General features: G+C 54.4%; 14 protein-coding genes. 4 read left to right on the top strand and 10 right to left on the bottom strand.

Going from position 1 to position 11,005, the window contains the following annotated elements:
- The 4 genes from mtnA to ACEW8N_RS13070 all read left to right on the top strand — a co-directional run.
- On the top strand, positions 1-825 hold an 825-nt coding region (gene mtnA / locus ACEW8N_RS13085), incomplete at its 5' end, for an S-methyl-5-thioribose-1-phosphate isomerase (protein ID WP_373500275.1).
- Positions 826-859: 34 nt separating this feature from the next.
- Positions 860-1,447, top strand: coding sequence for a LemA family protein (locus tag ACEW8N_RS13080; protein ID WP_373500274.1), 588 nt, complete (start codon positions 860-862; stop codon positions 1,445-1,447).
- Positions 1,448-1,457: 10 nt separating this feature from the next.
- Positions 1,458-2,363: a YgcG family protein gene (locus ACEW8N_RS13075; protein ID WP_373500273.1), complete on the top strand. Its 906-nt coding sequence runs from the start codon at positions 1,458-1,460 to the stop codon at positions 2,361-2,363.
- A gap of 22 nt (positions 2,364-2,385) precedes the next feature.
- Positions 2,386-3,048: a TPM domain-containing protein gene (locus tag ACEW8N_RS13070; RefSeq protein WP_373500272.1), complete on the top strand. Its 663-nt coding sequence runs from the start codon at positions 2,386-2,388 to the stop codon at positions 3,046-3,048.
- Between the two features lie 127 nt (positions 3,049-3,175).
- Here ACEW8N_RS13070 and ACEW8N_RS13065 read toward each other — a convergent pair whose 3' ends face one another.
- The 10 genes from ACEW8N_RS13065 to ACEW8N_RS13020 form a co-directional block, all read right to left on the bottom strand.
- Positions 3,176-3,421, bottom strand: coding sequence for a hypothetical protein (locus tag ACEW8N_RS13065; protein ID WP_373500271.1), 246 nt, complete (start codon positions 3,419-3,421; stop codon positions 3,176-3,178).
- Positions 3,418-4,092 (bottom strand): ABC transporter ATP-binding protein, encoded by a 675-nt coding sequence (locus tag ACEW8N_RS13060; RefSeq protein ID WP_373500270.1) that lies wholly within the window; start codon positions 4,090-4,092, stop codon positions 3,418-3,420. Before ACEW8N_RS13060 ends, ACEW8N_RS13065 begins: the two co-directional genes overlap by 4 nt.
- A 4-nt stretch (positions 4,093-4,096) precedes the next feature.
- Positions 4,097-5,302 carry an ABC transporter permease gene (locus ACEW8N_RS13055; protein ID WP_373500269.1) on the bottom strand — a complete coding sequence of 402 codons (1,206 nt, stop codon included), beginning with the start codon at positions 5,300-5,302 and terminating at the stop codon, positions 4,097-4,099.
- Positions 5,262-6,293, bottom strand: coding sequence for a class 1 isoprenoid biosynthesis enzyme (locus ACEW8N_RS13050; RefSeq protein ID WP_373500268.1), 1,032 nt, complete (start codon positions 6,291-6,293; stop codon positions 5,262-5,264). The genes ACEW8N_RS13055 and ACEW8N_RS13050 overlap by 41 nt, the downstream gene beginning before the upstream one ends.
- Positions 6,294-6,295: 2 nt before the next feature.
- Positions 6,296-6,973, bottom strand: a complete 678-nt coding sequence (locus ACEW8N_RS13045; RefSeq protein WP_373500267.1) for a class I SAM-dependent methyltransferase — start codon at positions 6,971-6,973, stop codon at positions 6,296-6,298.
- A gap of 148 nt (positions 6,974-7,121) precedes the next feature.
- On the bottom strand, positions 7,122-7,337 hold the full coding sequence (locus ACEW8N_RS13040; protein ID WP_373500266.1) for a type II toxin-antitoxin system HicB family antitoxin: 216 nt from the start codon (positions 7,335-7,337) through the stop codon (positions 7,122-7,124).
- Entirely contained in the window at positions 7,334-7,696 is a 363-nt protein-coding gene (locus tag ACEW8N_RS13035) for a type II toxin-antitoxin system HicA family toxin (protein WP_373500265.1), read from the bottom strand. Before ACEW8N_RS13035 ends, ACEW8N_RS13040 begins: the two co-directional genes overlap by 4 nt.
- 15 nt (positions 7,697-7,711) lie before the next feature.
- Complete coding sequence (locus ACEW8N_RS13030) at positions 7,712-8,347, bottom strand: hypothetical protein (protein ID WP_373500276.1); 636 nt, start codon at positions 8,345-8,347, stop codon at positions 7,712-7,714.
- A gap of 334 nt (positions 8,348-8,681) precedes the next feature.
- Positions 8,682-9,789 (bottom strand): IS3 family transposase gene (locus tag ACEW8N_RS13025; protein ID WP_373500264.1). Its coding sequence is split into 2 segments (ribosomal slippage): positions 8,682-9,521 and positions 9,523-9,789, totalling 1,107 coding nucleotides; the frame shifts between segments, so codons are not numbered across the junction.
- A 131-nt stretch (positions 9,790-9,920) separates the two neighbouring features.
- The gene (locus tag ACEW8N_RS13020) at positions 9,921-10,919 is read right to left on the bottom strand and encodes a DNA cytosine methyltransferase (RefSeq protein WP_373500263.1); all 999 of its coding nucleotides are present in this window, start codon (positions 10,917-10,919) and stop codon (positions 9,921-9,923) included.
- Positions 10,920-11,005: the final 86 nt, after the last annotated feature.

The following is an 11,005-nucleotide window of genomic DNA, read 5'->3' as shown; positions in this document are numbered from 1 at the left end:
CCCACGGCGGTGAACCTGGCCTGGGCCGTGGACCGGATGGTGCCCGAAATCCGGGCGGCCCGGACGCCCGAGGCCAAGAGGGCCGCGGCCCTTGCAGGGGCCGGAGAGATCATCGAACTGGAGGCCGACAACTGCCGCAGGATCGGAGAGCACGGGGTCTCCCTGATCCGGGAGATCCGCGACCGGAAAAACGGGGCGACCGTCAACCTCCTGACCCACTGCAACGCCGGGTGGCTCGCCTGCGTGGAGTATGGCACGGCCACGGCGCCCATGTACGTGGCCCGGGAGGAGGGCATCGACATCCATGTCTGGGTCGACGAGACCCGGCCCTTGAACCAGGGCGCCCGGCTCACGGCCTGGGAGCTGGGCAAGGCCGGCATCCCCCACACGGTCGTCACCGACAACGCCGGGGGCCACCTCATGCAGCACGGCCTCGTGGACCTGGTCATCACCGGCACCGACCGAACCACCGGCACCGGCGACGTGGCCAACAAGATCGGCACCTATCTCAAGGCCCTGGCGGCCCGGGACAACAACATCCCCTTCTACGTGGCCCTGCCCTCCACCACCTTCGACTGGACCCTCGAGGACGGCATCCGGGAGATCCCCATCGAGGAGCGAAACCCGGACGAGGTCCGCTATGTCCAGGGCCTGGACGGCGGTGCCATCCGAAGCGTCCTCGTGCCGCCCGAAGGAAGCCCCGCGGGCAACTACGCCTTCGACGTCACCCCCGCCCGCCTCGTGACGGGCTTCATCACCGAGCGGGGCATCTGCAAGGCTGCGGCGGCGGACATCCGTCGGCTGTTTCCCGATATGAAATCTTAGCATCATGAACATTTAGGAAGACGGGGTATTTCAAATGAAAAGGATAACGCTCGTTCTGATCCTGATTTTTTCAGCGGCGATGGCACTCGGCGGCTGCGGCTACAATACCATGCAGCAGCAGGAAGAAAAGGTCTTCAAGGCATGGGGAGACGTGGAGGCGACCCTTCAACGGCGTGCGGACCTGATCCCCAACCTTGTGGAGACCGTCAAGGGCTATGCCTCCCACGAGCGCGAAACCCTCGAAGCGGTGATCAATGCCCGCTCCAGGGCAACCTCCGTCAAGCTGTCCGCCGAAGATCTGAGCGATTCTGCCGCGCTGCAGCGGCTCCAGCAGTCCCAGGGAGAGTTGTCGTCAGCCCTTTCCCGCCTGCTCCTGGTGGTGGAGAAGTACCCCGATCTCAAGGCCAACGAAAACTTCAAAGACCTGCAGAATCAGCTTGAAGGAACGGAGAACCGGATCAATGTGGCCCGGCAGCGATACAACGAGGCCGCCGAGACGTTCAACAGCTCGATCCGCAGTTTTCCCAACAGCCTCACCAACAGCGTGCTGCTGCACCTGAAGCGCAAGGAATACATCCAGGCCGATGAAGCAGCCAAGGCTGCGCCCAAGGTGAAGTTTTAGGGCCGCGGACATGCTTCCAAAACCGACGATATATCGAGGCATACGCATTGCCGCCGCAGTATCCCTGACGCTGGTGGTGCTGATGATCCAGGCGGCCATAGCCCTGGAGGTGCCGCCGCTCCGGGGGCGCGTCAACGATCATGCCGGAATGCTTTCGCAGGGGGTGGTACGCCAACTGGATCTCCTGTTGACGGACTTCGAGCAGAAGGACTCGACGCAGATCGTGGTGCTGACCGTACCTTCCCTCGAAGGCGAAGTGGTGGAGGAATTTTCAATGCGGGTGGCCGAGCAATGGAAGATCGGGCATGAGGGGCTCGACAACGGGGCCATCCTGCTCATCGCCCAGGCGGACCGCAAGGTGCGGATCGAGGTGGGTTACGGACTGGAAGGCCGCCTGACCGATCTTCAGGCCGGCCGCATCATCCGCCGGATCATCGTACCCGAATTCAAGGCCGGCCGTTTCGATCAGGGGGTGGTGAACGGCGTCCAGGCCATGATCGATATGGTGAGGGGCGAGTTCAAGGCAGAAGACAAGAAGGACTCCGGCGGGATCGGCCCAACGGATGTGACGGATGCCATCCCTTTCCTGTTCCTGTTTATCTTTATCGTCTTCTCGCTCGGGCGGGTGAGTCGGTTCCTGGGGACCGCGGCCGGCGGATTGTTGAGTCCGTTCCTCGGGTACATGGCATTTTCACCCGGGCCGGGGTTCCTGGCTGCCCTGGCAGGCATCGGTCTGGTTGCGGGATTCATCCTTTCGGCAGTCGCCGGCATCCTGCCGCTGCATTCCGGGAGGCGGTCCGGCAGGTTCCCCCCTGGAGGAGGCTTCTCCATCGGCGGGGGCGGATTTTCAGGAGGCGGTGGTTTCTCCGGCGGCGGGGGCGGGTTCGGGGGAGGCGGTGCTTCAGGCAGCTGGTAGATTGGGGGCGGATGGAGATGCCATGAAAGACCGGATGGAACGATTCATTTCCAAAGCGGATCGGCAGAGGATTGAAAACTGCGTCCGTGAGGCGGAAAGCCGCACGCGGGGCGAAATCGTCGTCATGCTGGCTCCCGCGAGCCATCATTATCCCGTGGCCGGCCTGCTCGGTGCGGCCGCCTTTTCATTGCCCGCAGCCGTCGCGCTCACTCCGGCGCTGGGGGCTCTATTCTGGGCCGGCCCTTCAAACATGTGGATATTCCTGGGGGCGCTGATTCCCCTCTTCCTGGGATTTCATGAGGCCGTCAAGCGCGTTCATGTCCTGAAGCGGTGTTTCATTCGGGCATCGGAAATGGCGGAAGAAGTCCGGGAGGCCGCCCAAATCCAGTTTTTCCGAAAGGGGCTGTACCGGACCCGTGAAGAGACCGGGGTCCTCATCTATATCTCCGTTTTCGAACGCAGCGTCATGGTCCTCGGCGACCGGGGAATCAACGCCGCCATTGCCGAGACACACTGGAAGGATGTTGTCGCCGCAATCGTTCAGGCGATCAGGGATGGGCGGCCGGCGGAGGGTATCTGCCAGGCCGTCGGAGAGGTCGGCAGGATATTAGAGGAGAAATTTCCAATGGGTCCCGATGACCGGAACGAACTTGAAAACCTGATTATCGATAATGAACCGCGATGAATCCCGCATGGTTTCGGTTTGCATCCTGGATTCGCGGATCGGATGATGATTGTTGAATCCGGCGCTGCGGAAAAGTCTGTGACAGACGTCATCCCCGTCCATCGCGCGGTGTAGAATAGGCGCTCAATCATTTCAGGTCGTCATTGTGGCACTTCAGGCAGCCGGTGAACTGCGGATGGGATGTGGGCGGCCCTGTAGGATTTCGATCCGGGTGATGACAGCCCAGGCAATCCTGATCTTCCGTTACCCCTTCATGGATATCCGGATAGGCTTTAACCGAAGGGCCGTGCACGCCCAGATAATACCGATAGGCACAGCCGCTGAAAAGCGCCAGCACAATACAGCACATCATGATTTTTTTTAAAACATTCATCGTTCCTCTTCATGTATACGGCCATCTTTGAGGCAGATGACCGCGTCCGCAGATCCGGTTATTTCGATGTCATGGGTGGCCATGATGATGGTGCAGCCATGATCCTTCCCCAAGTCGCGCATCAGTTCCACCGCTTGTTGACCGGTTACCGTATCCAGATTGGCGGTCGGCTCGTCGGCCAGCAATATACTGGGGCTGTGCGCAATGGCACGCGCTATGGCCACCCGCTGGGTTTCACCACTCGAAAGTTCGTGGGGAAGCGCCGTTGCGGCAGACGCAAGACCTATCCTATCCAGAAGTTCGTCGATCCGTTTTGCCTGGCTTCTTCCCAGAACCCGGTTCAAGGTTAGCGGAAAACCAATGTTCTCGGCAACCGTCAGATAGGAAAGAAGGTTTCCCCGTTGAAAGACAAAACCCATATATCGACGCTGAAAAAGGCTCAGTTCGCGGGGACCAAGTGAGTAAATCGGCGTCCCGAAACAGGCGATGTTCCCGGTGTCGGGAGGTTCCAGCCCGCCAATACAGTTCAGCAGGGTTGACTTGCCGGATCCTGATTTCCCGATGAGGGCTGTAAACGTGCCTGCCTCAATGGGGAAGGATATATCTATCAACGCCCTGACTTTCCCGCGCCCGGATTGGAATGTCTTTGAGACCGACGCCAACTGAATCATGGACTCAAATCATCCTCATAATATCAGCGGTTTTTTTTCCGGCCAGGAGAGCCGCCGGCCACACCGCCGCCATCAGGCTGAATAAAACGGCCGTCGCCGGGGGTGCCAGTAATGAAAATACGGTCAGACGTGGATAGATGATCCCTGATACGGTGAAGTATCGGTTATGAGACGTGAAAGCGGTGATGTCGATACCGCCGGATTCGGCAATCCCCCATACCGCGAGACTGCCGATCAGCAGACCGACGCCGCAGGCGATGACATTCATCAACGCAACCTTCATCACGATCAAAACCGACATTTCCGTGGTCGTTACCCCCATGGCCTTCATGATGCCGTATTCCCGCATGTTTTTGATGATAAAGATTACAAATGAGCAGGCAATGCCGATCGCCACCACACCAAACACCAGGATGATGACGATTCCCATGGAGATGTACTCGAGGTCGATGAGTTGCCGCAGGTCCGGCATCATCGTTTCCCAGGATTCAAAATCGTATTTTCCCGGCCATTTTTGACTGTATTCATCAATGACATCTTTGGCGTTCACACCGGTTTCAAGAAAAACAGCCGCCGACCAGCCGGGATCCTTCTCCGGCATCACGCTTACCGGACAAAAAGCGATTCCCCTGTCAAGCAGGTCGATGTGGGTCTGGTAAATTCCCGAAACCGTTAACCCAAGGGAACGGCCTTGCGACCGGGATGTGAAGAGAAGGGGTGCCCCCTTTTGAACGCCAAGTTCCTCGGCCAGGGGCTTGCTGATCAACACCCCGGAATGACCGCTTTGCGGATACCTTCCCTCGATAATTTTCTTTTCAAAAGCCGTAAAGGCGGTTTCCCGGGGAGGATCGATGCCGCAAAGCATCAGCGGTTGACCGAGGCTGCCGCTGGAAAGAACGCCCGGCACATAGACCCGCTTTAAAACACCCTCTACCCCCTTCACCATCAGGTCTTCGGGAAGAACTGAATCAGCTAACTTGCGGCCGGTAATATGTCCCGAAAACAAGCCTACCGTATTCCGAAGCATGGCGTCGTTAACGCCGATTGCCAATGCGGACAGGAAAATCAGGGCGGAAACCGCGGTGATCACCATTATGGACAGGGGTGCGGTGGAGCGTCCGGACCGAACGAGAAACAGCAGGGCAATGCGGGTCCAGAATCGAATCCCATCAGATTTCATTGTCTTGACGTCGGCATAAGTGGGAGACACCGATTCTTTTCTCCAGAAATTGGATGGAAGGTTCCACAAGAAATCGGTGTTCCTCGGAAAAGAGTAAGTTCAGCCCGTTTTCCAGAAACCGGTGGGAGGTTTTGGATGCCTTGATTACACTATCGGGAAAATCCTTTGCCGGATCCGTAAGCTGCTGCCGGCCCCCTGTATCGACCAGCTCATGAAGCCGGTTCTTTTCCAGTGGGTTCGAGCTGTGATGGATCAAAGAGACCAGAAAATTGTGTCGTTTTCGTTCCAGGTCGGACATGAAATCCACCATATCGTCCATAATCTGGCAGCCCATACCAATGCAGTAGAGCCCCTCCAGCAGAGGCGCTATCTCAGATTCATCAAGGTCCTCGACGACCAGGGGGATATCCCATGGACATTTGAAAAGGATGCCCGTTTTGTAATGGTGGACGGTTTGAAGGATGTCGTCCGGTGTTAAAATTGTTGTTATTCCCGCTTCCTCCGATGCCTCCTGCACACCGCTGCGGGTCATCGTCTTCATCGACCCCGCTGCCGCCTCTATCGCCTGGTTTAAGTTGATTTCCTGCCGGCGACAGGCTTCAAGGAGGAGCTGAAACAGCACCCGATCCGAGACCATGATGTCGATCACCGAGCGAAACCGGGTCCCGGTTTCCGGGATGTCGGTATCGAGTGTCTGCTTGTATTCGCCATCCAGCAGGTTGTCACAACCGGTAACCATGCCTCGCAGGCACTGGAGCGTAGCCGCGTAAAGGATACGGCGGGGTTTTTGTATCCCGGCATGGTGAAAGGAATAAAGAAACAGGAGCGAGAAAAAATTCTTGTTGAAGGAAAAGTCATCCTCTTGCGGCGCCCTGAGGGTAACCCCGCTTTGCCGGAGGATCCCGTCCGCAACCTTCCAGTAATTGGAAAGGCCGGATCTCAGCTCCGCCAGCAGGCTTTTTACCGCCGGCATATTTTCCATCTGAACCATGGCGCCTGATTGCTTTCCGATGGTGCGCATCCTTACTTTTCCGGCTTTTGGGTGCTGAACAGGGCGATGTATCCAAAATAGGTGGCAATGATTTCCGGCCGCTGATAACCGGCCTTTTCGATGAGGTCCGGCAGGACGCCCCGAATATTTTCACCGATCTGCGGCTGCATGAAAAACCATCTGGACACATGAGACACCAGCGAGCCCATCCAGGTGACAGGCACGTGCATGTCGGCGATGACGAGCCTGCCACCCGGCCGCAGGACGCGAAAGGCTTCCGAAAGCGCTTTTTCCTTCAAGTCCATCTGCACGTGGTGAAAAAAAAGGCTCGACACAACGGCGTCGAAGGAAACGTCTTCATAGGACAGGGATTCAGCGGCCATCACTTCAAACGCGCAATTGACCGTAGCCCGCTTTTTTCGGGCAACCTGTATCATCTTTGCTGCTGCATCAATGCCGATGGCCTTTCCTCCTGCCTCCGCATTCAACCTGTCTGCAATCATCCGCGTGAGCACGCCGGTGCCGCAACCCAGATCGAGAACCCGGTTCGATTCATTGAGATCGAGCAGGGAAACAATGTGCTTGTCGTATTCCGCCTGTTTCCCGAGAAGCAAAACCGGTTCAAGGGCATCGTAAACAAAGGCGGCGTGATCCAGGGTCCTTCCCCGGGTGGGTGCGGATTTCAGCCCCATCTTTTTATCATTCATCATAAGCATATCCGACCCATTATCATGTTTCGAATTTTTCTGGTACCCTGATCGAGACCTGCTTCAGGATACGCTATATTCAGATTTTTACATCAAAAACTGCTTTTCTGCTGCCGTGAGGCTACCCCCATCCCGATCTTCCCACCCAAGATCAAGCGTATCGGAGTCGCCTTCCCTTCGGCTCGGGGATGTTTCGACCGAATTCTCTTGCAGTGTCCAGCCATAGATCCATAGCGTCTTTGCAGTTTTTCAGTGCTTCGTCCGGACCATTTCCATGTGCCATGCAACCAGGTAATTCAGGAACCTCAGCAATGAAAGCCTGGTCATCATCGCTCCAATAGATGATTATCTCGTATTTATGCATCATTCCTCCTCGTACACCGCCACGGCGTAGTTGGTGATGACGGATCTGACTTGCCGTATCTGATAAGGTTTGGCCATACGGCCTTCCCGCTGAAGGTTGATCATATCCTGAATGCCGGGCTTGACAAATACATGATGGCTGCCCCTGATTCGTTCATCAAAGCCGAGATGATCCAAGAGGCGCCGTAGATCATCGAAATCAATGGTTGTATCGGACCTTCCACTCAAAACCTTTTTGAGCAGTTTGTCGTGCTTTGTCATTTGTTCTCTTTGACCGATAGGGGGGCAGAACGCTCCGCATAACCGGCTGGCAATGGAGCGTAGCGGAATCGCCAGTCCGGGTTGATGCGATTGTTCGAGCACCGATTTGCAGGCACGTTAAAGTTGCCATACCCCATGCACCAAGCACAAATGCTTGTTGATTTTTGCAATTGTGACCTTTGCATCAGACCTATCCAGCTTTAATGTGAAGTCGGGAGGGTTTTTCCCGATAGGAATATTAATCGTTGGACCATCAGCGGAGAAGTGCTCTCGTCCGACATCCATTATTTGAGAGAAAAGGGAGACGGGAATTTCGACAAGTTCATACCGATGCAAGGATTGAAAATACCGTAGCTGCACAATGGCATCGACTTCATCGCAATACTCTTTAAAAAGGCGACGCGTGTGCTCGCGACGCTTCGCAGCAGTTCTGCAATCCTGAATCCATGCAGCTTCAGTAAGCTTGCTGATATGGAGCGTGTCCTCGCGAAGGCTTTTGGCCTTCGATGACTTCAGACTGATCCTTCTTCCATCAACTATTACATCCCAGAACCGTTGTCCATCAGCTGCTTCCTCTACCTTGTGCCCAGCATGCGAACAAGCCGCAATAAAGGCGGAATCAAAGCTTTCCTGAAATAGGGGCGAACCCATAAAACAGTGATGAGTAAGAAGTTTCGAGCGGAATTCGCTCTCGAACGAATCGCTATTAAAAGGAGACTTCGGATTCATTTCCACCTTACAGTTCGTCCGCAAAGCACTGATGAACTCTATGGTTACCCCCAAAGTCAAGACAAAAAATTGGCAAAGTTAAGCTCTGTTGAAATCAAATGGCCAGGTTGTTTTTACTAGTTTTCCTGAATAAAAACCCATATCGCACAATATATAGCAGAAGATTGCCCCGTGCGAGAATGGGCCCGCCATAGCTCGTCGGAGCACGGGGCAATCTTCTGCGGGTGCTCTGCACGATCCAGGGGGATTTTTAAGGGGGACACCCCCTTAAATCGGCTCCCGCCGAAATAACCATAATCGACGCGGCGTCAGCCGCTTCCTTTTTAGACGGACGTGAATGTTTCATGCTGCCGTTTTTTCATCGCTCTTTGAAATAGACCTCGGATGGCGTCTTGTAACCAAGAGACTGATGGAGCCGTTCATTGTTATAGAAGTGTAAATATCGTCCCAGCCCATCAACAGCATCCCTGACCGACATGTAATCTTTCAGATACACCTCCTCGTATTTGACTGATCGCCATAGTCGCTCGATCATGATATTGTCCAGTGCCCGACCTCGGCCGTCCATGCTGATGCGGACTTCCTTGCCTTCAAGAATGGATATAAAGTTGTTGCTGGTAAATTGGCTGCCCTGGTCTGAGTTGAAGATTTCAGGCTGCCTTGTCGCCAATGCCTCATCAAGGGCATCAATGCAGAACAAGTTGTCGAGACTGTTTGAAATGCGCCAGCTCAACACATATCTCGAATACCAGTCCATTATGCCCACCAGATAGAGAAAGCCGGATCTCATCCGGATGTAGGTGATGTCCGTTGCCCACACATGATTCGGATGGTCAATCGTCAATTTTCTGAGCAAATATGGAAATTTGCGATGACCTTCAGCGGGTTTGCTCAAATTCTTTTTCGGGCAGATGCCCTGAATTCCCATAATCTGCATCAGTCGCGCCACCCGCTTACGGCCAACAGGATATCCGCCCCTACGAAGAACCTCGGTCATTCGCGGAACGCCGTAAAATGGCGTTTTTGTGTACTGCTCATCTATGATCCGCATCAGGTCGAGATTCACCGCGCTCTCACCTGCCGGCTGATAATAGTAGCTCGATCGCGCAACAGACAGCAGTTCACACTGGCGAGCTATCGGGATATCCGGTCGTTGTGGATCAATCAACTTTTTTCTCTCACTACTTGAGCAGTTCAGATTTTTTTTTAAGCCAGTCGAGTTCTACCTTCAACTGGCCGATCTGCTGATATAGTGATGAAATCAATTCCTCGCTATTTTTATCCTTTCGTTTGGCTTTATCTGAGAATACGTCCGGAAGTTGTTCCAGCAGATGCTTTTTCCACCGGGTGATCATCGTCGCGTGAACACCGTATGCTGATGACAGTTCAGCCGATGTACGGTTCTCTTTGATGGCTTCCAATGCCACTTTTGCTTTGAAAGTAGCTGAGTAACTTTTGCGTTGCATTGCCTTATATCACCCCTCCTTTTAGTTTTGGTCAGCCTACCATATCAGAGCTTAATGGGCTGTCCAATTTTTGGGGGTAATTATACTCTTTGAGCCTTCGCTCCTCAGCCGCAGTTACAGAAACGGTAAAATCAATCATAGAAAAGCTCCTGTTGGCCTTTTTTCATTATGTCCGATTGTCTTAGGTTAGTCCCTGGTAGGAGTATATCTTTAATTTGGGGTTGTTTCCCCGTCAGAATCCAGTGGGCTATGTGTGCCAGCTGATAGGAAATCAAGGGAGGGACCGCATCGCCTATGTGACGGTACATGTTCGATATGGCGGCCCCGTTGAGTACGAAATCGTTCGGGAACCCCTGCAAAGCTGCCATCTCTCGCACAGAACATAGTCGATCCTTCTCGGGGTGCACGTATCGTCCGTTTCCAACATGAGAGCACTCGCGCTTGATTGTGGGGGCGGGTTTGCCCCAGGCCATGCGACCGTAAACGTCAGGGTAGGATCCGAACCGCTTATTTGCAACGATCCGCTTCATCGCATCAGTCAAAAGCTCATCGGCATCTCTTCGCCGTAAGAGATCCATCCATGAACCGCCGTCCTTCGGAATTGCTGCAATCCTTCGACGTACTGTGTCGGACGAAAAATCTGGGGAAAGATCGAAGCCATCGGCATTCGCTGGAATCATTTCAAAGGCTCTTTTGACGGTCAAAGCTTCGTCTGAGGCACCCCAGCCATCCCACAGGCTATCTAACGTATGAAGCGGGAGATATTGTTTGGCGGCGATCACGATTGCCCGCTCACGAACTTGTGGCAGGCCGAATCTGGATAGCATGTAAGTCCTACCAAAGACGTTGTATCCGTGACGTTCCAGATGCTCCCGGAACCACTCATAATGGTGCTTGAAGTTGCCACGAATCAGCTCACGGGCGTTTTCCATGACGACAATATCAACCGATAGGGCGACAGCGAACTGAGCCGATCGACGCACCAAGCTGTTTCGCTTGTCATCACGAAGATGATTCTCAGGATTGGCTCGACTGAACCCGGTGCACGGTGGACACGTCGCAAGAACGGTGATATTGTCAATGATCGCCTTAATAGTGCCACCGATGATCGCCGTAATGGTGCCACTCAAAAATGCTCAAAAAGCGGTTTCGGACGACTATTCAAATGATGTTTTTTGACCTCCTTTCAGGCTTCATTTTTTTGTTCTTTGACAGA

It is taken from the genome of Desulfococcus sp., from assembly GCF_041737845.1.
GTDB lineage: Bacteria > Desulfobacterota > Desulfobacteria > Desulfobacterales > Desulfococcaceae > Desulfococcus.
The sequence above is the reverse complement of the archived record's forward strand: the minus strand, read 5'-3'. Positions and strand labels throughout refer to the sequence as shown.